The 21,408-nt window shown below is 65.6% G+C and carries 15 protein-coding genes; 10 read left to right on the top strand and 5 right to left on the bottom strand.

Features of this window, described 5'->3' with window-relative positions; all coding sequences use genetic code 11:
* Positions 1 to 47: 47 nt before the first annotated feature.
* Together ACUY1T_RS11140 and ACUY1T_RS11135 are read left to right on the top strand one after the other, a co-directional pair.
* Entirely contained in the window at positions 48 to 1,124 is a 1,077-nt protein-coding gene (locus ACUY1T_RS11140; protein WP_446022758.1) for an efflux RND transporter periplasmic adaptor subunit, read from the top strand.
* Positions 1,121 to 4,123 (top strand): efflux RND transporter permease subunit, encoded by a 3,003-nt coding sequence (locus ACUY1T_RS11135; RefSeq protein ID WP_446022756.1) that lies wholly within the window; start codon positions 1,121 to 1,123, stop codon positions 4,121 to 4,123. The genes ACUY1T_RS11140 and ACUY1T_RS11135 overlap by 4 nt, the downstream gene beginning before the upstream one ends.
* Positions 4,124 to 4,265: 142 nt before the next feature.
* Here ACUY1T_RS11135 and ACUY1T_RS11130 read toward each other — a convergent pair whose 3' ends face one another.
* Positions 4,266 to 4,718 (bottom strand): NUDIX domain-containing protein, encoded by a 453-nt coding sequence (locus ACUY1T_RS11130; protein WP_446022754.1) that lies wholly within the window; start codon positions 4,716 to 4,718, stop codon positions 4,266 to 4,268.
* Positions 4,715 to 5,323 (bottom strand): pseudouridine synthase, encoded by a 609-nt coding sequence (locus ACUY1T_RS11125; RefSeq protein ID WP_446022753.1) that lies wholly within the window; start codon positions 5,321 to 5,323, stop codon positions 4,715 to 4,717. The genes ACUY1T_RS11130 and ACUY1T_RS11125 overlap by 4 nt, the downstream gene beginning before the upstream one ends.
* A 287-nt stretch (positions 5,324 to 5,610) precedes the next feature.
* Between ACUY1T_RS11125 and ACUY1T_RS11120 the strand changes: the two genes are divergently transcribed.
* The 4 genes from ACUY1T_RS11120 (at position 5,611) to clpA (ending at position 12,188) form a co-directional block, all read left to right on the top strand.
* Entirely contained in the window at positions 5,611 to 7,848 is a 2,238-nt protein-coding gene (locus tag ACUY1T_RS11120; protein WP_446022751.1) for an NADP-dependent isocitrate dehydrogenase, read from the top strand.
* 143 nt (positions 7,849 to 7,991) lie between these two features.
* The gene (gene icd, locus ACUY1T_RS11115) at positions 7,992 to 9,248 is read left to right on the top strand and encodes an NADP-dependent isocitrate dehydrogenase (RefSeq protein ID WP_446022749.1); all 1,257 of its coding nucleotides are present in this window, start codon (positions 7,992 to 7,994) and stop codon (positions 9,246 to 9,248) included.
* Between the two features lie 140 nt (positions 9,249 to 9,388).
* Complete coding sequence (gene clpS / locus ACUY1T_RS11110) at positions 9,389 to 9,772, top strand: ATP-dependent Clp protease adapter ClpS (protein ID WP_446022747.1); 384 nt, start codon at positions 9,389 to 9,391, stop codon at positions 9,770 to 9,772.
* 139 nt (positions 9,773 to 9,911) lie between these two features.
* Entirely contained in the window at positions 9,912 to 12,188 is a 2,277-nt protein-coding gene (gene clpA, locus ACUY1T_RS11105; RefSeq protein WP_446022746.1) for an ATP-dependent Clp protease ATP-binding subunit ClpA, read from the top strand.
* A 105-nt stretch (positions 12,189 to 12,293) separates the two neighbouring features.
* Here clpA and infA read toward each other — a convergent pair whose 3' ends face one another.
* From infA to aat, 3 genes are all read right to left on the bottom strand, one after another.
* Positions 12,294 to 12,512 (bottom strand): translation initiation factor IF-1, encoded by a 219-nt coding sequence (infA, locus tag ACUY1T_RS11100; RefSeq protein ID WP_010627817.1) that lies wholly within the window; start codon positions 12,510 to 12,512, stop codon positions 12,294 to 12,296.
* A 173-nt stretch (positions 12,513 to 12,685) separates the two neighbouring features.
* Complete coding sequence (locus ACUY1T_RS11095; protein ID WP_446022743.1) at positions 12,686 to 13,435, bottom strand: arginyltransferase; 750 nt, start codon at positions 13,433 to 13,435, stop codon at positions 12,686 to 12,688.
* 12 nt (positions 13,436 to 13,447) lie between these two features.
* Positions 13,448 to 14,191 (bottom strand): leucyl/phenylalanyl-tRNA--protein transferase, encoded by a 744-nt coding sequence (gene aat, locus ACUY1T_RS11090; RefSeq protein ID WP_446022741.1) that lies wholly within the window; start codon positions 14,189 to 14,191, stop codon positions 13,448 to 13,450.
* A 201-nt stretch (positions 14,192 to 14,392) separates the two neighbouring features.
* Here aat and ACUY1T_RS11085 point away from each other — a divergent pair, with 201 nt between their 5' ends.
* The 4 genes from ACUY1T_RS11085 to ACUY1T_RS11070 all read left to right on the top strand — a co-directional run bounded on the left by ACUY1T_RS11085 (position 14,393) and on the right by ACUY1T_RS11070 (position 21,401).
* Positions 14,393 to 17,485 (top strand): DNA translocase FtsK 4TM domain-containing protein, encoded by a 3,093-nt coding sequence (locus ACUY1T_RS11085; RefSeq protein ID WP_446022740.1) that lies wholly within the window; start codon positions 14,393 to 14,395, stop codon positions 17,483 to 17,485.
* 129 nt (positions 17,486 to 17,614) lie between these two features.
* Positions 17,615 to 18,244, top strand: coding sequence for an outer membrane lipoprotein chaperone LolA (gene lolA, locus ACUY1T_RS11080; protein WP_446022738.1), 630 nt, complete (start codon positions 17,615 to 17,617; stop codon positions 18,242 to 18,244).
* A gap of 262 nt (positions 18,245 to 18,506) precedes the next feature.
* Complete coding sequence (locus ACUY1T_RS11075; RefSeq protein WP_446022736.1) at positions 18,507 to 20,630, top strand: type VI secretion system Vgr family protein; 2,124 nt, start codon at positions 18,507 to 18,509, stop codon at positions 20,628 to 20,630.
* A 3-nt stretch (positions 20,631 to 20,633) separates the two neighbouring features.
* Entirely contained in the window at positions 20,634 to 21,401 is a 768-nt protein-coding gene (locus tag ACUY1T_RS11070) for a DUF4123 domain-containing protein (protein ID WP_446022734.1), read from the top strand.
* The last annotated feature ends 7 nt before the right edge of the window (positions 21,402 to 21,408 follow it).

The following is a 21,408-nucleotide window of genomic DNA, read 5'->3' as shown; positions in this document are numbered from 1 at the left end:
GACCGGTCGGCCAGTTTGTTGAGGCCGGTGCATGGAGGAGAAGGACAATGAGGTGGGCGGAGAGAGGGGGCCTAGTGGCCTCGTTGATGCTGTCGGCGATGCTGCTGGTGGGTTGCGATGCGGTGCCCGCTGAGGTCGAGAGGGGCGAGGAGCCACTGCCCAGCGTGCGCAGTGAGGCGGTGCGACTGTCCCAGGATGAAGTGAGGTACCGCTTTCCCGGCACGGTGCGGGCCAGCGAGCGCGCGGCCCTCGCCTTCCTGCATGGAGGTGTGTTGCAGGAGCGGCATGTGGCACGGGGGCAGCGGGTAGAGCAGGGCGAGCCGCTGGCGACGCTGCATAACCCGGCCATGGCGCCGGCGCTCGCGGCCGCCGAGGCCCGGGTGCGCGAACTCGATGCCAGCTTGAGCCGTTTGGGGCGCGACGTGGAGCGTGCGCGTACGCTGCGTGAGCGAAACCTCAGCGCCGAAGAAGAGCTGGATCGCCTGCGTTCGGAGCGCGAGGCCCTTGCCCAGGCCCGTGAGCAGGCCCTGGCCCAGCGCGACGAGGCGCGGGCACAGTTAGACGAGCTGACCCTGCGGGCCCCTTTCGCTGCCGAGGTGACCGACCTGCTGGTCGAGCCGGGCGACTTCGTGGCTGCCGGCCAGCCAGTGATGAGCCTGGCCGGACTCACGGGGCGCGAGGTGGAGATTCGTGTGCCGGCGAGTCTCGTCGCTCGGCTGGAGGTAGGACGGCAGGCGAGGTTGGATGCGGCGTTCGGGGCGCGGCGCTTCGATGGCCGGATCGCCGACATCGGGCGTGCGGGAGAGGGTATGGCGCCGGTAGTCATCGCCGTCGAGTCGGACCCCGCGCCGGCGCTGGGTGAGTCGCTCAGGGTACAGTTGGTGCTTGACGTACAGCCGGAGCTGCAGGTGCCGCTGGCGGCAGTGGTCGATTCCGGTGGCCAGGCGCCGCATGTGCTGATGCTCGCTGAAGACGATACGGTTCAGCGTATGGCCGTGACGCCTGGGCGCCTGGCCAATGGCTGGGTCACGGTATCGGCCGCGGCGCTTGCCCCGGGCGAACGGGTGGTAACGGCAGGACAGGGTCGTCTGGAAGAGGGCGACCGGGTGAGGGTCCTGCCATGAGCTGGTTGCTCTCCTCGCTGCGCTACAAGCGGCTGATTCTGACCGTCACGCTGCTGCTGGCACTACTCGGCCTGGCGGCCTGGCTGGCCATGGATCGGCAGGAGGATCCTTTCTTCCCTTACCGCTTCGGCCAGGTACTGGTGCCCTATCCCGGGGCGGAGCCGGAGCAGGTCGAGCGACTGGTGCTCAACCCGTTGGAGGAGGAGCTGGCCCAGGTCGAAGAGGTCAACGACATCATCGGCACCGCGCGCCTCGGCGTGGCTCACGTCACGATCGAGATGCACGAGCACGTCTACGATACCGACGCCGCCTGGGAGCAGGTGCGCATTGCCGTGAGCCGCGCCAGCCGGCAGTTTCCCGATGGGGTGGGCGAAGCCGAGATCAGCGACCGCGATTCGGATGCTCACGGTATCGTGCTGGCGTTGACCGGCAGCGACGACCTGCTCGAGCTGCGCGAGGCGGCCAAGCGGCTGCGCCGGGATCTGTTCCGGCTCAAGGAGATTGCGCGTATCGACCTGCTCGCCGACCCCGGACAGCAGGTGGTGATCGGCTGGGACGATACCCTGGCCGAGCTGACCGGCCTGGATGCCCGCGCCCTGGGAGACCAACTGGCCGCGCGTAACCTGACTTCGCCCGGCGGTAGCCTGTCGATCGGCGGGCGCTCGCTGGTGCTCGACCCGCGCACCGAGTTCGGTTCGCTGGAAGAACTCGCCGCCACGCCGATACGCACCCTGCGTGGCGATCAGGTGCCGCTCGGTGAGCTGGCCGACGTGCATCTCGCGCCTCAGGAACCCGCCACCGAGCGACTGTGGCACGATGGCCGGCCGGCAGTGGCGCTGGGGCTGGTACTCTCCAACGACACGGTCAACGCCGTGCGCTTCGGGGAGCGGCTGCGCGCCCTGGTGGACGAGCTGCGCCCGGCCTATGCCCCGCTGGCGATAGAGGAGACGTTCTACCAGCCGCGCTGGGTCGAGCGGCGCCTGGCGGAACTCGGCTTCTCGCTGCTGCTGGGTATCGGCATCCTCGGCGTACTGCTGTTCCTGGCCATGGGGCTGCGGCTGGGGCTGGCCGTGATGCTGATCGTGCCGCTGGTCACCTTCTCCTCCCTGGCCGTCTATGCCATGGGGGGCGGGGTGCTGCATCAGATCGCCGTGGCTGGCATGGTGATTGCGCTGGGCATGCTGGTGGACAGCGCCATCGTCATGGTCGAGAACATCCAGTGGCACCGCGACCAGGGGCGCTCGGCGGCTCAGGCCGTGACTCGTTCGGTGCGCGAGCTTGCCACGCCGCTGCTGGCCGCCACCGGTACCACCCTGGCAGCCTTCGTTCCGCTGTTGCTTTCCAGCGGCAACACCGCCGATTTCACCCGCGCGATTCCGATTATGGTGATGCTGACGCTGGCGGTGAGCTACCTGTACGCGGTATTCGTCACCCCGGTATTCGCTGCGGGCATTCTCAAGCCGCGCCTGGGTGCGCGGCGTGAGTGGCTGCAGGCTTGGGGCGGGCGAATCGGCCGGTTCGCCGTGCGCTGGCCGGTCTGGGTGCTGGTGGGTGCGGGCGTACTGCTGGCCGGTGCCGTGGCCATGATGCCGCTGCTCAACCAGGATTTCTTTCCCGATACCGATCGCAACCAGCTGATCGTCGATCTCAATTTTCCCGAGGGTACTCATCTCGACTATACCGCGCATCAGGCCGAAGTGCTGGCCACCGCGCTGGCCGAGCGGCCGGCCGTGCAGGCGGTGCATCGTTTCGTCGGCTTCAGCGGCCCGCGTTTCTATTACAACCTGGTCGAGCAGCCGCGCCAGCCGCACCTGGCGCGGCTGGTGATGGAGGCCGACGATGCCGATGATCTGGCCGGCCTGATGGCGTGGGTCAGGGAGGTGGCGCCGGAGAGGCTGCCCGAAGCCGAGGTGGTGGCCCGCAGACTGGGCCAGGGGCCGCCCCTGGAAGCCCCGGTGGAGATTCGTGTCTATGCCGATGATCGCGCCGCGCTGGCCGATGCCGCCGGCCGTATTCTCAGCGTGGTGCGCGGGGCCGAAGGGGCGCGAGATGCGCGTCATCGCCTGGGTGAAGGCTTGGCCACCCTGCGGGTCGAGACCGACGATGCCCGTGCCGCCGAGTACGGCCTCTCGCGGCGCGACGTGGCCATGGCCCTGGCTGGCGCCAGCCGAGGGATCGAAGTCAGCACCTGGCGTGCCGGTCGCGATCCGGCGCCGCTGCTGGTACGTGCGCCCGAAGGCGAGCGTTTCTCCGTCGAGGGGCTGGAGGGGCTGCGCCTCACGGCAGCCGATGGGCGCTCGGTGCCGCTCGGCGAAATCGCCTTTCTGGCGCTGTCCTGGCGCCCGGCGGTCATACAGCATCGTGGCTTGCGCCGCATGACGGCGATACTGGCCGAGGTGGCCGATGGCTGGACCTACGACGGCGTACTCGGTGAGATCCTGCCGCGGCTGGAAGCGCTCGAGCTGCCTCACGGGGTCAGCTACACCATCGGTGGGGCGGCGGAGTCGGCCGACGATGCCAATACCGCGCTGTTCCAGACGCTCCCGATCGGCGGCTTGCTGCTGGCGGTGTTCCTGCTTGCGCAGTTCAACTCCTTCCGTCAACTGGCCATCGTGCTGACCACCGTGCCGTTGGCGATCATCGGCGTGATACCGGGGCTGTGGCTGACCGGGCAGCCGTTCGGCTTCACTGCCATTCTCGGCGTGGTGGCGCTGGTCGGCATCGTGGTCAACAACGCCATCGTGCTGATCGATTTGATGAATGCCAACCGCCGCCAGGGTCACTCCGTAGGCGAGGCGGTGGTCGCTGCGGTGGCCCGGCGCACGCGGCCGGTGCTGCTCACCACGGCCACCACCGTGGCCGGCCTGGTGCCGTTGACCTTGACCCAGTCGACGCTGTGGCCGCCGATGGCCTGGGCGATCATCTCCGGGCTGATTGCCTCCACGCTGCTGACGCTGCTGGTGATACCGGCGTTGTACCGCCTACTGATCAGAAGTTAAGGAAACCCAGTACAAGTGCCTGCGCAAGCGAATCGCTGCGTTGCGCGGTGCTCAGAATCCTCACATATAACCCATATGCTCCGGTTCTTGCGCTCCGTGCGCCTTGCGCTTCATCTCGCTCGTCGACTTGTACTGGGTTTCCTCAGCGCTCGTGGACGACATCCATGGGATAAAAACGTCCGGCCAGGGCGTCGCGAATGCGCTTGAGCACCAGCGGGCTTCTCAGTCGCCCCTGGCGCTCCAGTTCCTCGACCTCCTCCAGGGTCAGCCAGTGCACGGCGACGACGGCAGGATCGAGAGCATTGCCCAAGTGGGCCAGGGCCATGCCGAAGAAGCCATGGCTGTGATAGGTTTCGCCGCTGGGCGTCTGGTAGACGTAAAGCCCAAGGTAGTCGGTGATGCCCACCTGCCAGGCAGTCTCTTCGCGCAGTTCGCGCAGTGCCGCCTCCTGGATCCGCTCGCCGGGTTCCAGGTGGCCGGCGGGCTGGTTGAACAGGTTGATCTGGCTGCCTCTCGGCGACTCTTCCACCATCAGGAAGCGGCCGGCGCGCTCTACGACGGTAGCCACGGTAACGTGCGGGTGCCAGCGGCTCATCGGTGACCTCCTTGGCGGCGCGGCGTGCGCCTTGGCGGATTGCGCGGGGCGTGCAGGGTTTCCCGGCGCCACTCCCCCGGAGCCAGCCCGTCCAGGCGCCAGGGACCGATGGCCACGCGCACCAGGCGCAGGGTGGGGTGGCCGACATGGGCCGTCATGCGCCTGACCTGGCGGTTGCGCCCCTCGCTGATGGTCAGTTCCAGCCAGGTCGTGACCGGGTGTCGCTTCGGGTCCACCGGCGGCGTACGCTCCGGCAGGCCGCTTGCCGCCAGGCGCCGGACCTTGGCCGGCCGGGTTCGGCCATCCTGGAGTTCGACACCCTGGCGCAGGGCGGCCAGCGCCGCTTCGTCGGGATTGCCCTCCACCTGCACGCGATAGGTCTTGGGCTGCTTGTGGCGCGGGTCGCTGATGCGCTGGATCAGCGACCCATCGTCGGTCAGTAGCAGCAGTCCTTCTGAATCATAGTCCAGCCGCCCGGCCGCGTAGACGCCAGGCACGTCGATGACGTTCGCCAGCGTGGCACGCGGCGTTTCACCCTCGCTGCGGCGGTCGGTGAACTGGGAGAGCATGCGGTAGGGCTTGTGCAGAAGATAGATGGCGCTCATAGAGGCAAAGCTTACCGGCAAGCGAGGCGGGATGGGAGGGGGAAACGTGTCAGCCTTATTGACCATACGCCGAGGCGGGGTGGCTGATATAATGCGCTCGCTCGCCGGGAGCGCCCTCGTCGCTACGTGGCCTGCCGTGACTTCGCCACCGGGTCGATGCCAAGCGCATCCCCCGCCAGATGAGAACCGTAGGTGGAGCACGCCGGGACCCCCGTTTCAGGCATCGTGAGTGCGCGCAACCGTTCCAGTCCATTGCCATCGCAGCGACCAGAGAGATCAACGCAACCATGTCAAAAACGCCGAAGATTATATACACGTTCACCGACGAAGCGCCTGCGCTGGCGACCCATTCGCTGTTGCCGATCATCGACGCCTACACCGACGCCGCCGGTATCGAGGTGGAGACCCGGGACATCTCTCTGGCGGCTCGGATTCTCTCCCAGTTCCCCGACTACCTGACCGTAGAGCAGCGCGTCGAGGATCACCTCGCCGAACTGGGTGCCCTGGCCAAGACGCCGGAAGCCAATATCATCAAGCTGCCCAACATCAGTGCCTCCATGCCGCAGCTCAGGGCAGCGATCAAGGAGCTGCAGGGGCAGGGCTACAAGCTGCCGGACTATCCGGACGAGCCGAAGAACGCCGAAGAGAAAGAGATCAAGGCGCGCTATGACAAGGTAAAGGGCAGTGCCGTCAACCCGGTGCTGCGCGAGGGTAACTCCGACCGCCGCGCACCCAAGGCCGTCAAGGAGTATGCCCGCAAGTATCCCCACCATATGGGGGCGTGGAGCCAGGCCTCGCGCACCCATGTATCGCACATGCACGGCGGCGATTTCTACCACGGCGAGAAATCGATGACGCTGGATCGCGCCCGCGACGTGAAGATGGAGCTGATCACCAGGAGCGGTGAGTCACGGGTGCTCAAGCCCAGGGTCTCGCTGCTCGAAGGCGAGATCATCGACAGCATGTTCATGAGCAAGAAGGCACTGTGCGACTTCTACGAGCGGGAGATCGAGGACGCCCGCAAGACCGGCGTGATGTTCTCCCTGCACGTCAAGGCGACGATGATGAAGGTCTCGCATCCGATCGTGTTCGGTCACTGCGTCAAGATCTTCTACAAGGACGCCTTCGAGAAGCACGGTGCGTTGTTCGAGGAACTGGGTGTCGACGTCAACAACGGCATGGTGAACCTCTACGACAAGATCGCTACCCTGCCGGAATCCCAGCGCGAGGAGATCATCCGCGACCTGCACGCCTGCCACGACCAGCGGCCGGAGCTGGCCATGGTGGATTCGGCCCGCGGCATCACCAACTTCCACTCGCCCAGCGACGTGATCGTCGATGCCTCGATGCCGGCCATGATCCGCGCCGGTGGCCAGATGTACGGTGCCGATGGTCGTATGAAGGACGTCAAGGCGGTGATACCGGAGTCCACCTTCGCCCGCATCTACCAGGAGATGATCAACTTCTGCAAATGGCACGGCGCCTTCGATCCGGCCACCATGGGCACCGTGCCCAACGTCGGCCTGATGGCGCAGAAGGCGGAAGAGTACGGCTCCCACGACAAGACCTTCGAGGTGCCGGAGGACGGCGTCGCCAACATCACCGACCTGGAAACCGGCGAGGTGCTGCTGTCCCAGAACGTGGAGCAGGGCGATATCTGGCGTATGTGCCAGGTCAAGGACGAGCCGATCCGCGACTGGGTCAAGCTGGCCGTGGAGCGCTGCCGCGATTCCGGCATGCCGGCGGTGTTCTGGCTCGACCCCTACCGCCCGCACGAGAGCGAACTGATCAAGAAGGTAAAGACCTACCTCCAGGATCACGACACCAGCGGTCTCGACATCCAGATCATGTCCCAGGTCCGGGCCATGCGCTACACCCTGGAGCGCGTGATCCGCGGCCTCGACACCATCTCGGTGACCGGTAACATCCTGCGCGACTACCTCACCGACCTGTTCCCGATCATGGAGCTGGGCACCAGCGCCAAGATGCTCTCCATCGTGCCGCTGATGGCCGGTGGCGGCATGTTCGAGACTGGGGCGGGTGGCTCGGCACCCAAGCACGTGCTGCAGCTCCTCGAGGAGAATCACCTGCGCTGGGACAGCCTCGGCGAGTTCCTGGCGCTGACTGCCTCGCTGGAGCATCTTGCCAAGCGATTCGGCAACGATCGTGCAGCGCTGCTGGCGGATGCGCTGGACAAGGCCACCGGCCAGTTCCTCGAGAACGACAAGTCGCCCTCGCGCAAGGTCGGCGAACTGGACAACCGGGGCAGCCACTTCTACCTGGCCCTGTACTGGGCCCAGGCGCTGGCCGCCCAGGACGAAGACGCCGAACTCAAGGCGCTGTTCGGCCGCCTGGCCGAGACCCTGGAAGCCAAGGAGGCCACCATTCTCGAGGAGCTGAATGGCGTGCAGGGCCAGCCGGTGGACATCAAGGGTTACTATCATGCCGACCCTGAGCTGACCCGGGCGGTCATGCGTCCGAGCAAGACCTTGAACGACGCCCTGGCGCTGGTTGCCAGGGGGTGATGTCCCGGTAGGTCCCGCTAGCCCGACCTCTCGGCCCCCGTCCGCTGTTCGGCGGACGGGGGGTCCTTAGGTCATATGGGCCGGTTGGGTGGACAATGCTATACTCCGCGCTCCACTGAACAGACCAGACAGGGGAGTTCTCAATGGGGTATCAGAAAATTGTCGTCCCAGAAGGCGGCGAGAAGATTACCGTCAACGCCGACAACACCCTGAACGTGCCGAACAATCCCATCATCCCGTACATCGAGGGTGATGGTATTGGCGTCGACGTGACGCCGGCGATGAAGATCGCCATCGATGCCGCCGTGCAGAAAGCCTACGACGGCGAGCGCAAGATCGCGTGGATGGAAGTCTACGCCGGTGAGAAAGCTACCCAGGTCTACGACGCCGATACCTGGCTGCCCGAAGAGACTCTCGAAGCCGTCAAGGACTACGTCGTTTCCATCAAGGGTCCGCTGACCACCCCCGTGGGCGGTGGAATTCGCTCCCTGAACGTGGCCCTGCGCCAGAAGCTCGACCTTTATGTCTGCCTGCGCCCGGTGCGCTGGTTCGAGGGTGTGCCGAGCCCGGTCAAGAAGCCTGCCGACGTCGACATGGTGATCTTCCGCGAGAACTCCGAAGACATCTACGCCGGTATCGAGTGGAAGGCCGGCTCCGCCGAAGCCGACAAGGTGATCAAGTTTTTGCGTGAGGAGATGGGTGTCACCAACATCCGCTTCCCCGAGAACTGCGGCATCGGCGTCAAGCCGGTTTCCGTGGAAGGCACCAAGCGACTGGTGCGCCAAGCCCTGCAGTACACCGTGGACAACGACCGCGAGTCGCTGACCCTGGTGCACAAGGGCAACATCATGAAGTTCACCGAAGGTGCCTTCAAGGATTGGGGCTACGAGATTGCCAAGGAGGAGTTTGGCGCCGAACTGCTCGACGGCGGTCCTTGGATGCAGTTCAAGAATCCCAAGACCGGCAAGAACATCGTGGTCAAGGACGTCATCGCCGATGCCATGCTGCAGCAGATCCTGCTGCGCCCGGCCGAGTATGACGTCATCGCCACCTTGAACCTCAACGGTGACTACCTCTCCGACGCCCTGGCGGCCGAAGTGGGCGGCATCGGCATCGCGCCGGGCGCCAACCTCTCCGATAACGTGGCCATGTTCGAGGCGACTCACGGTACCGCGCCGAAGTATGCCGGCCAGGACAAGGTCAACCCCGGCTCGCTGATCCTCTCCGCCGAGATGATGCTGCGTCACATGGGTTGGGTCGAAGCGGCCGATCTGGTGCTCAAGGGGATGGAGAAAGCGATTTCCAAGGGCGAAGTCACCTATGACTTCCATCGCCTGATGGACGATGCCAAGCTGCTCAAGTGCTCCGAGTTTGGTCAGGCCGTCGCGGACAACATGTAAGCGACGCGTCGAACCCGACGGGGGCCCTCGTTCGCCAGGCGGACGAGGGCCTTTTGCGTATCAACCTGAACCCTGCCGGCCTGACATCGTCTAACCTGAGACGTGAGATGGCCGGCTTGCCGAGATAGTGTGTGGCTTTTATGTCCAAGACAGAAGACCCGAGCGGGTGGGAATCGGTCGGTGTCGTGGCAGGCATGACGCGGCCTCCGCGTCCCGAACAGGAAGACGATGGCGACCTGGCGGTTCAGCCGGCCGACCCCGAGGTGGCCCGCCCGCCGATGTACAAGGTGGTATTGCACAACGACGACTACACCCCCATGGAGTTCGTGGTGGAAGTGCTGCAGAGCTTTTTCCACATGGACAGCGAGACCGCCGTGCAGGTCATGCTCACGGTGCATACCCAGGGCAAGGCGACCTGCGGCATTTTCACCCGCGACATCGCTGAAACCAAAAGCCACCAGGTCAATCAATATGCAAGAGAGTGTCAGCACCCGCTGCTCAGCGATATCGAGGCGGCGGACTGACTCCCGGTCTGCTAGAGACGGGGTAGGAATGGCAGTCGTTGAGGATGAGACTTGCAACGGCAGCGTTTGTGCCCGATGTTGAAGGTGCCGGACCACGAAAGATCCGATGCAAGCCCTAAGCGGCGAGAAGGGGACTGCCATGCTGAGCAAAGAACTTGAACTGACCCTGAACACGGCGTTTACCGTGGCCCGCTCCAAGCGCCACGAGTTCATGACCGTGGAGCACCTGCTGCTGGCACTGCTCGATAACGCATCAGCGGCAGACGTGCTGAGAGCCTGTGGGGCCAACCTCGACAAGTTGCGGTCCGACCTGCAGGATTTCATCAATTCCACCACCCCTCTGATCCCGGAGGACCAAAGCGACCGCGAGACCCAGCCGACACTGGGCTTCCAGCGTGTGTTGCAGCGTGCCGTATTCCACGTGCAGTCCTCAGGCAAGAGCGAGGTCACCGGAGCCAACGTGCTGGTCGCCATCTTCTCCGAGCAGGAGAGCCAGGCGGTCTACTTCCTCAAGCAGCAGAACGTGGCCCGGGTCGATGCGGTGAACTACATCGCCCATGGCATTTCCAAGGTGGCCGGCCACGGCCAGAACCCCTCGTCGTCGCCCAGCGATGCCGAGGAAGCCGAGGAGGGCGGCGGTGAAACCAGTGCCAACCCACTGACCGGCTACGCCACCAACCTCAACGAGCAGGCGCGGATGGGCAAGATCGATCCGTTGATCGGGCGTGAGCACGAGCTCGAGCGGGTGATCCAGATACTGGCCCGGCGGCGCAAGAACAACCCGCTGCTGGTGGGTGAGGCCGGCGTGGGCAAGACCGCCATCGCCGAAGGGTTGGCCAAGCGGATCGTCGAGGAGGACGTCCCCGAGGTCATCGGTGACGCCGTGGTCTACTCCCTCGACATGGGTGCGCTGCTGGCCGGTACCAAGTACCGCGGCGACTTCGAGAAGCGCCTGAAGAGCCTGCTGGCTGAGCTCAAGAAGCAGCCCAATGCCATCCTGTTCATCGACGAGATCCATACGGTGATCGGTGCCGGGGCGGCCTCTGGCGGCGTGATGGACGCTTCCAACCTGCTCAAGCCCTTGCTCTCCTCGGGGGATCTGCGCTGCATCGGTTCCACCACCTTCCAGGAGTTCCGCGGCATCTTCGAGAAGGACCGTGCGCTGGCGCGCCGCTTCCAGAAGGTCGATGTCATGGCACCCTCGGTGGATGACACCATTCGCATCCTCAAGGGGCTGCGCTCGCGTTTCGAGGAGCATCATCGCCTCAAGTACACCGACGCGGCGTTGGAAAGTGCGGCACGCCTGGCGGATCGCTACATCAACGACCGCCACCTGCCCGACAAGGCCATCGACGTGATCGACGAGGCCGGCGCCCACCAGCGGCTGTTGCCGCCGGAGGTGCGGGTCGAGACCATCGACGTCGACCAGGTCGAGGCGGTCGTCGCCTCCATCGCGCGGATCCCGCCGAAGAGCGTCTCCAGCTCCGACCGCAAGCTGCTCGAGAACCTCGACCGCGACCTCAAGATGCTGGTGTTCGGCCAGGACGAGGCCATCGACAGCCTTTCCGCCGCCATCAAGCTGTCGCGGGCCGGTCTCAAGTCGCCCGACAAGCCGGTGGGTAGTTTCCTCTTCGCCGGCCCTACCGGGGTGGGCAAGACCGAGGTGGCTCGCCAGCTGGCACGCATCATGGGGATCGAGCTGGTGCGCTTCGACATGTCGGAGTACATGGAGCGTCACACCGTGTCGCGGCTGATCGGTGCCCCCCCGGGCTACGTCGGCTACGATCAGGGTGGCCTGCTCACCGAGGCGATTACCAAGCAGCCGCACTGCGTGCTGCTGCTCGATGAGGTCGAGAAAGCGCATCCGGAAGTCTTCAACCTGCTGCTGCAGGTGATGGACCATGGCCGCCTGACCGACAACAATGGCCGCGAAGCGGACTTCCGCCACGTGATCCTGGTCATGACCTCGAACGCCGGGGCCGAGCAGCAGGCACGCCGCTCCATCGGCTTCCAGACCCAGGACCATTCGACCGATGCCATGGAGGTGATCCGCAAGACCTTCTCGCCGGAGTTCCGCAACCGCCTCGACGGCATCATCCAGTTCCACTCCCTGCCGACCTCGGTGGTGCGTAGCGTGGTCGACAAGTTCCTGGTGGAGCTGCAGGCGCAGCTCGACGAGAAGCGGGTACAGCTGGATGTGGACATGACCGCGCGCGACTGGCTGGCCGAGAAGGGCTACGACCCCAGCATGGGCGCAAGGCCCATGGCGAGGTTGATCCAGGACAAGCTCAAGAAGCCCTTGGCAGAGCTGATCCTGTTCGGAGAGCTATCCGAACACGGCGGGGTGGTGCACGTCACGGTGGAGGATGGCGAATTGCATCTTTCCACGGAATCGGAAATGGCCGACGCCCCCTGACGTTACCGGACTGCCTCGACCTTCGCACAGCGCCCTGTCTTCGGACGGGGCGTTGTCGTGTCGGGGAGCGGGTCGCTTGGTGGTGCCGCCGATGCGATCGGTCGTTCAGCGCGAGCGGTAGACGATGCGGCCCTTGGTCAGGTCGTAGGGAGTCAGCTCGACCTTGACCTTGTCGCCGGTGAGAATGCGGATATAGTTCTTGCGCATCTTGCCCGAGATATGGGCAGTCACGACGTGGCCGTTCTCCAGCTCGACGCGAAAGGTGGTGTTGGGAAGGGTATCGACGACGACGCCTTCCATTTCGATATGGTCTTCACGTGCCATATAGGCGGTTCCTCGCTGATGACATTGGTCTGCATGAATCCTTGTTGCCATGGGCCCTGGCGTCATGATGGCCATACGGCAGGGCGCCGGACGCAACGATCGATTGGCGCGCCCGTCTCAAGGATAGCGCGATATTGTGCCGCAAGCCGGGCGTCAAGGCAAAGCAGGCCGAGTCATGTCGATGCCGCGGTAGGCAATAGGCGCCGCCAGTGACGTCCCTCGAGCACTTCCAGCGGGCGGTAGGCCTCCTTGTAGGCCATCTTGCGGCACTCGCGGATCCAGTAGCCCAGGTAGACGTGGGGCAGCCCCTCGCGATAGGCCTCGTTGATCAGGCTCAGTACGGCGAAGGTGCCCAGCGAGCGGCGTTCCCATTCGGCGTCGGGATCGAAGAAGGTGTAGATGGCGGAGAGCCCGTGTTCCAGGCGGTCGAAGGCGGAGATGGCGAGCAGGCGTTCGCCTAGGCGGAACTCGAGAAGTCGTGAATAGGGCTCATCCAGGGTCAGGAAGGTGCGGTACTGCTCCCGGCTCGGCGGGTACATGTCGCCGTCCCAGTGGCGTATCTTGATGTAGCGCTCGTACAGGGCGTAGTGTTCGGAATCGAATAGCGCCGGGCGCTCGATCAAGCGCAGGTCCGCATTGCGCCTGGCTACCCGCCGCTGGTTGCGGCTGGGCTGGAAGTCATCGACCGGTATGCGCACCGAGACGCAGGCATTGCAGCCCTCGCAGTGCGGCCGGTAGAGATGGTGCCCGCTGCGTCGAAACCCCAGCAGCGCGAGCGAGTCGTAGATCCCCTGACCATGGGATTCCTGGGGGTCGAGAAACAGGGTCGTGGCCTCGTGCCCCTCCAGGTAGCTGCAGGCGTGGGGCACCGTCAGGAAGAAGCGAAGGTCCCGTATCGGGTGGCGAGGCGTATTGCTGCTCACGTTATTCGCCTCCTAAGTGAGAGCGGTCAAGGTCTCGACGCATGGTGAATCATCGGGCAGCGACCAGCAGGGCAGCGGGTGCTGACTGTCGGTGGGCTCCGATGTCGTCAGGCATGATTCAAGATAGTTGATGAACTCGGTGCGGGCGATATCCCGCGCGCCCAGGCTGGCGAGATGTCGGGTGTGCATCTGGCAGTCGATCAGGCGGCCGCCGCCGGTGCGCATGGCGCGCACCAGATGGACCAGGGCGACCTTGGAGGCGTCGCTGGTGCGCGAGAACATCGACTCACCGAAGAACACCGGCCCCATGGCTACGCCATAGAGCCCGCCCACCAGTTCGCCTCCCTGCCAGACTTCCACCGAGCGGGCATAGCCGAGCCGATGCAGGGTCACGTAAGCGGTATGCATCTCTGCGGTGATCCAGGTGCCGGGTTGACTCTGGCGCGGGGCCGCGCAGGCCTGGACCACGCTGCCGAATTCTCGATTGAACGTTACTTCGAAACTGCCATTGCGTAGTCGCTTGGCCAGGCTGCGGGAAACGTGTAGTTCATCGGGAAACAGTACCATGCGTGGATTCGGACACCACCACAGGATCGGTTGGTCGTCACTGTACCAGGGAAAGATGCCACGCCGGTAGGCGGCCAGCAGCCACTCCGGGGTCAGCTCGCCTCCCGCTGCCAACAGTCCTTCCGGATCACGCAGGGCATGCGAGACGGGAGGAAAACGCACGGGGCGCTCGGGAAGCCAGGACAGCATGCAGTGGCGCTCCTCGTCAGCATTGGTTTCACTAGTCTGACGCCGGAGCCGATTTGGCTCAAGCGACTGTCATGGCCACTGTGCCGGGGGCTGCAGTCCCGGTATGATGGCGGCTGATTCATTCTGCTTCATGTAAGTCGGAAAGGCACCGTCCCGGTACGGTGCGAGGGGGTTGGCGAGTTGAGTGTAAAGGAAAAGGGCGTGCCACGGCGCGCAGCGGAGGAGAACTCCCAGCAGCCGACCACGCGCCTGGCGCTTCATCTGCATGGCGTGGCCCGGGAAGGGGCGACCATCATTCTGTTGGCGGCATGCGTGTTCCTGCTGCTGGCCCTGTTCAGCTATCAGCCGGCGGACCCGGGCTGGTCCCGCCGCGGCCCGGAAACCGACGTTGCCAACTGGATGGGCCCCTTCGGCGCCTGGCTGGCCGACGTGCTCTACTCCCTGTTCGGCGCCAGCGCCCTGTGGTGGCCCGGTATGCTGGGCTTTGCCGGTTGGCGGCTGATCCGTACGCGCAAGATCAGGATCGAATGGGATGCCACGGCCGTGGCCGTGCGTCTGGGCGGCCTGGTGCTGCTGCTGCTGGGCACGACCACGCTGGGAGCACTGCATTTCTACAGCCCGGACAGCATGCTGCCCTATGCTTCGGGAGGCATCCTCGGTGAGGGGCTGGTCGGCGCCCTGGTACCCCTGGTCGAGTCGGGCGGTACCGGCCTGCTGGCGGTGGCCGCGATGCTGTGCGGCTTCCCCCTCTTCAGCGGTCTCTCCTGGCTGACGGTGATGGATGAGCTCGGCCACCGCTTCCTGCGCCTGTGGCGCTGGGCGGCGTCCCCGTTCGGCCTGGTGCGCGACCGACACGAGCCGCATTGGGACGATGACGACGGCCGAGTGGAGGATGAGCCGGAAACGCCAGACGAGGCACCGCGCCGGCGCTGGCGTTTCTGGCAGCGTCGCCATGCCAGGGCCGAGGGCGAGACGCCGACCTTGCGCGAGCCGGGGCTGGAGCCATCCTTCGGCGATGACGGCGCCACCGACATCCCTTGGGACGTACCCGAACGTACCCCTTCGGCCAAGCGCCCGGAGGCCGCTTATAGCGCCCGCCAGGGCGAGACGGCGCCCGCGCCGCAACCTGCCGCTGCCCCGTTGGCGTCGCCGGGGCCGGGCCTTGGCGGTGCGCGTGCGCCCGAATCGCTGGCGGCGGCCACGGTGCTCAAGGCCAGCCGCGACGATGAACCTGTCCCTGCCGCCGGCATGCCGCTGCGAGCAACGGAGGGCGACGATACCGCTACCGGACACGCCGGGGATAGGAACAGCGCACGCGAGGTGCCTGCCGAAGCGCCGTCGCAGGTGACCGGCCAGGCCAGGCCAGGCGAGCGGCTCGATGCGACCCGGCGCGAACCGGGGATCGGCGACCTGCAGCCGGAAGAGCCGGTCGATGCGTACGAGCCGCGCCTGAGCTGGAACGATATCGGTTTCGAGGACGACGAACGGAACGACGACGCTACCGGCTTCGAGCGTGCCTCGCCGGCCGCGGCCAGTGACGATGAGCGACAGGAGGAGCGGCAAGAGGCGTCGAGCCATTGCGCCGATCAGGCCGAAGGGCTGCGTGCGTGGCGTGAGTCGACCTCCCAGCCGCAGGACGCACCGGCTGCCAGCGATGCTCGAGAAGGTCGCGTGGCGACTGCGGAGCAGGCGCGTGAAGCGGCGGAGGAGCCGGACGGCCCGACGCTGTGGACGGTGGAGCACCTGCAGAGCCAGCGCCCCGTACTCGATGACATGCCGGAACCGGACGGCGAGCTGCCCAGCCTGCGCCTGCTCACGCCAGCCGAACCGCATCAGCAGAACTACACCGAACAGCAGCTGACCGACATGGCCGAGCTGCTCGAGACCCGCCTGAGGGAGTACGGCGTCAAGGCCGAGGTCGTCAATACCTGGCCCGGACCGGTGATCACCCGCTTCGAGATCAAGCCCGCTGCCGGCGTGAAGGTCTCCAAGATCAGCAACCTGGCCAAGGACCTGGCACGCTCGCTGATGGTCAAGAGCGTGCGCGTGGTCGAGGTGATCCCCGGGCGGCCCACGGTGGGCATCGAGATTCCCAACCCGCACCGGGCGATGATCCGCCTGCGCGAGGTGATCGACTCCGACCGCTACCAGCAGGAAGCCTCGGCGTTGACCATGGCGCTGGGTCAGGACATCGGCGGCGGCCCGGTCGTCGCCAACCTGGGCAAGATGCCCCACCTGCTGGTGGCCGGCACCACCGGTTCGGGCAAGTCGGTGGGGGTCAATGCCATGCTGATCTCGATGCTGCTCAAGGCGACGCCCGAGGAGCTGCGCCTGATCATGGTCGACCCCAAGATGCTGGAACTCTCGGTCTACGACGGTATCCCGCACCTGCTGGCACCGGTAGTCACCGACATGAAGGAGGCGGCCAATGCGCTGCGCTGGTGCGTGGCCGAAATGGAACGGCGCTACAAGCTGATGGCCGCCATGGGCGTGCGCAACATCGCCGGCTTCAACGGCAAGCTCGACGAGGCCGAGCGCGCCGGCGCCCAGGTCGCCGATCCGCTGTGGGAACCGCAGCCGTGGGAGATGCACGAGCCGCCGCCGGTACTCGAGAAGCTGCCCTACATCGTGGTGGTGATCGACGAATTCGCCGACATGTTCATGATCGTCGGCAAGAAAGTCGAGGAGCTCATCGCCCGTCTGGCCCAGAAGGCCCGTGCCGCCGGTATCCACCTGATCCTGGCCACACAGCGGCCCTCGGTCGACGTGGTGACCGGCCTGATCAAGGCCAACATCCCCACGCGCATGGCCTTCCAGGTATCGTCCAAGGTCGATTCGCGCACCATCCTCGACCAGGGCGGCGCCGAGAACCTGCTGGGCCACGGCGACATGCTCTACCTGCCGGCCGGTTCGGGGCTGCCGACCCGCGTGCACGGCGCCTTCGTCGATGACGACGAGGTGCACCGGGTGGTCGAGGACTGGAAGCGTCGCGGCGAGCCGGAATACATCGACGAGATCCTTGCCGGCGGTGTCTCGGCGGACGCCCTGACGGGGCTCGAAGCCGATGGCGGCGAGGGTGGCGGCGATGCCGAACAGGATGCGCTCTACGACGAGGCGGTGCAGTTCGTCACCGAGAGCCGCCGCGCCTCCATTTCAGCGGTACAACGCCGCTTCAAGATCGGCTACAACCGCGCCGCGCGCCTGGTGGAAGCGATGGAAGCGGCCGGTGTGGTCTCCTCGATGGGGTCCAACGGCGGCCGCGAGGTGCTGGCGCCGCCACCGGTGGGCAACTGAGCCCCGCGGCGGCGCCAGGCGACAACCGTGCATTAATCATGAAAGCGCCGGCGGCCATGCAACCCGCCGGCACGCAGCGAGTCCGAGAGACAGGATCCACCATTCAGGACCCGCCCAGGGAGAGACAAGATGAGCATGAAGAAGACCCTAGCTGCACTGGCCCTGACCCTCGCCATGCCGGCGGCCGCCTTGGCCAGCGAGGGCGCCGAGCGCCTGACCCGCATGCTGGAGCCGCTGGAGACCGTCGAAGCGCGTTTCGAACAGCTGATCCTTGATGGCAGCGGCGAGCGTCTGCAGCAGGCCAACGGCCACATGTGGCTGTCGCGCCCCGGCAAGTTCCGCTGGGAGGTCGATGCCCCCTACCAGCAGGAAGTGATCTCCGACGGCCGCGAGGTCTACCTCTACGACCCCGACCTGGAACAGGTCACCGTGCAGGCCCTCGACCAGCGGGTCACCCATACCCCGGCCCTGCTGCTCTCCGGCAGCGCCCGTGAGCTCACCGAGAGCTACGAGGTGTCGCGCCAGCAGCAGGGCGGCAGCGAGACCTTCCGCCTGGTGCCGAAGTCCCCCGACACTCTGTTCGAAGAGCTGCAGATGACCTTCAATGGCGAGCGCCTGGCGGCCCTGCAGATGATCGACAGTACCGGCCAGGAGACCGTCATCGAGTTCAGCGATGTGCGCACCAACCATGCCATCGACGACAGCCGTTTCAGGTTCGACATCCCCAACGGGGCCGATGTGATCCGCGATACCCACTGACCTCCCAAGCTGGCCGTAAAGCGCCGCCCTCGAGGCGGCGCTTGCGTTGCTATTCGCCTTCCTCGCCGCGGTCGGCCCGCGCATCCAGCTCGGCGCGCCAGGCCATCAACTGGGACAATTACCCCTTTGTAAGTCATTTCCTACACCGTTATCAGCCAAGTGCCACAGATACTCTCTCTCGTGGCTGGTAAGCTCTTCGCGCGAGGATTCTCGTTCACTAATTAAACGATAACGACTGTACCTGCAGACGCAGGGAGGCGTAATGCGCGACGCTACCGGATGGCAATTCACCCTTGCGCTCGCCGGGGCCGATCAGGCCGAGCTGGCAGTGATCGAGTTCACTCACACCGAAGCGCTGTCCCAGCCCTTCGAACTGAGCGTGCGCTTCGCCAGCCGTGACGGCCGCCTCTCCGCCACCGATATCCTCGATCGCGAGGCCACCCTGACGATCTGGCAGGAGGGCGAGGTGCTGCGCCGCGTTCATGGCGTGGTCAGCGAGTTCGCCCGTGGCGACCGCGGCCACCGCCGCACCCTCTACCGGGTCGAGATCCGTCCCGCGCTGTGGCGCCTTGGCCTGCGCCACAACTCGCGCATCTTCCAGGAGGTTTCGCCGCTCACGGTCATCAATACCCTGTGCGACGAGCGTGGCCTCATCGATATCGTCTTCGCCGCCACCCGCGAACCGCAGGAAAGAGAGTTCCTCGTTCAGTACCGGGAAACGGATCTGGCCTTCGTCGAGCGCCTGGCCGCCGAAGAGGGCCTGTTCTACTTTCACGAGTTCTTCGAAACAGGCGAGGATGCTCCGAACGGCATCCACCGCCTGGTGTTTGCCGATGCGCCTCAGGTGTTGCCCCACTTGGGCGAGCGCACCTACCACGGCCGCGCCGGGGGCACGCCGCCCGCGCGCCACGTGCGCAAGCTCGAGCAGTTCGCCCGGGTTGCCCCGGCCTCGGTCACGCTCAAGGACTACTCGTTCAAGAACCCAGCCTATGCCCAGCTGCATGACCACGCCGCACGCGATCTCGAGACGCACGGGCAGCGGAGCGACTACGAACATTACGACTATCCCGGGCGCTACAAGGCCGATGCCTCCGGCCAGGCCTTCACCCGTATTCGCCTCGAAGCGCTGCGCCACAACGCCAGCACCGCCGATGCCGAGAGCGACCTGCCCGAACTTGCCCCAGGCGTGCGCTTCGCGCTCACCGACCACGACCTCGATGACCTCAACCGCGACTGGCAGGTCCTCGGCGTGGTCCACCACGGCAAGCAGCCCCAGGCGCTGGAAGAGGACGGATTCCTGCAGAGCGACGACCAGGGCTCAGGGGTGGGAGAGAGTGGAGGCGGCATGACCAAGTACCATAACGAACTGGTACTGATGCCCGCCGACCAGGCCTGGCGCCCCGAGCCCAACCCCAAGTCCCGCGTCGACGGCCCGCAGATCGCCGTGGTGGTCGGTCCCGAGGGAGAAGAGATCTACTGCGACGAGCACGGCCGGGTCAGGGTGCAGTTCCCCTGGGATCGCTACGCCGAGCCGAATGAAACGGCGAGTGCCTGGGTACGCGTGAGCCAGGGCTGGGCCGGCGGCGGCTACGGTAGCATGGCGATTCCCCGGATTGGGCATGAGACCGTCGTATCGTTCCTGGAGGGCGATCCGGATCAGCCGCTGATCACCGGGCGGGTCTACAACGCCGTCAATACACCACCCTACGAACTCCCGGCCAACAAGACCCGGACCGTCATCCGCACCCAGAGTCACAAGGGTGAAGGCTTCCAGGAGCTGCGCTTCGAGGACGAAGCGGGTCAGGAGCAGATCTGGCTCCACGCCCAGAAGGACCTGGAGCTGCTGACGAACAACGACCGCACCGAAGAGATCGGCCACGACAGCTTCCTCACCGTGCACCACGACCGCATCGGCGAGATTCACGCCGACGATCACCACACCGTGCGTGGCGAGCGCCATGAGCAAACCGTCGCCAACCAGCACCTCACGGTACAGGGCACGCTGCACGTCAAGGCCGGCCAGGCCTGGCTCAGCGAATGCGGTCGCGAGCTGCACATCAAGGCCGGTCACAAGGTAGTGCTCGAAGCGGGCAGCGAAATGACGCTCAACGCTGGCGGCAGCTTCCTCAAGCTCGACGACGGCGGCGTCACCCTGGTCGGCCCCAAGGTCAGGATCAATGCCGGAGGCAGCCCCGGCTCGGGTTCCGGCCAAGCCGTCGAAACGCCGCTGCTGCCGGGGCGGGCAATGGCTGAAGCGCATCAGCGTATTGAGGGCGTCACGCATGATGCACGGCTTACCACGCACCTCAAGTTGCCGGAGATATGCGAAGAGTGCTGGCGGGAGGCGTTGGCCTCGGGGCAAACGATGGTTCGGGCGGGGAAATAGAGCATGGCTGAGGTCGCAACGATTCCAGTCGACTGGCAACGGACCCCTTGGCCAGCAGAAGAAGCACCCAGACGCATCGCGCTGATCGAGTTGGGCCTTCTCGATCCGGCTGCGCGCACCGCGCTGTTCGAGACACCAGGTGTCACGGCCTGGCCTTTGCTGCAGGATGACCGGCAGCCGCATCTGGCCGCTGAAGGGCCATGCCTGTTCGAGGTAACGCTCGAGTCGATGGCCGAGCTGTCAGCTCAGCATGGGCTTGGTTGCGCTCTGCATGCCTGGATCGAGAGCCGCATGGCGACTCAGCGCCTGGCCAGCCAACTGGCACCCGCCATGGTAGCCTATCCGGCGGGTGAGCCACCGGCACTGTTGAGATTCTATTTGCCCCAGGTCATCCGGCAATTGCATGCCGAGACCCGCGCCGATTGGCACCTCGCGCTCTTCGGCGGCATCGAGCAGTGGTGGTGGCCAGCAGATGATTCGAGCTGGCAGCCGCTAGGCGCCATGCCCGAGCAAGCGCAAGCGCTTCTGGCATCCCCTTGGAAGCTGACCTTGTCCACCTCGCTTTACCAGGCGCTGCAAGGCGATCCGGAGGTACGCACCGCGATTCGCGTGCTCACCCAGCAGTACCCGGAGCTCTTTGCCGGCGTGTGCGCCTGTGCGCGCTCGCAGCGAGTGGAAGCCGCTCTCTTGGCCGCGACCGAGGCGGGCCTGGTTCAACGCGGCGAGCGCCTGGCCTATGTGTATCGCCGCTTACTTGGCCAGGTGCGCTAGGGAGAAT

The sequence above is a fragment of the Billgrantia sp. Q4P2 genome (assembly GCF_052806135.1).
The sequence above is the reverse complement of the archived record's forward strand: the minus strand, read 5'-3'. Positions and strand labels throughout refer to the sequence as shown.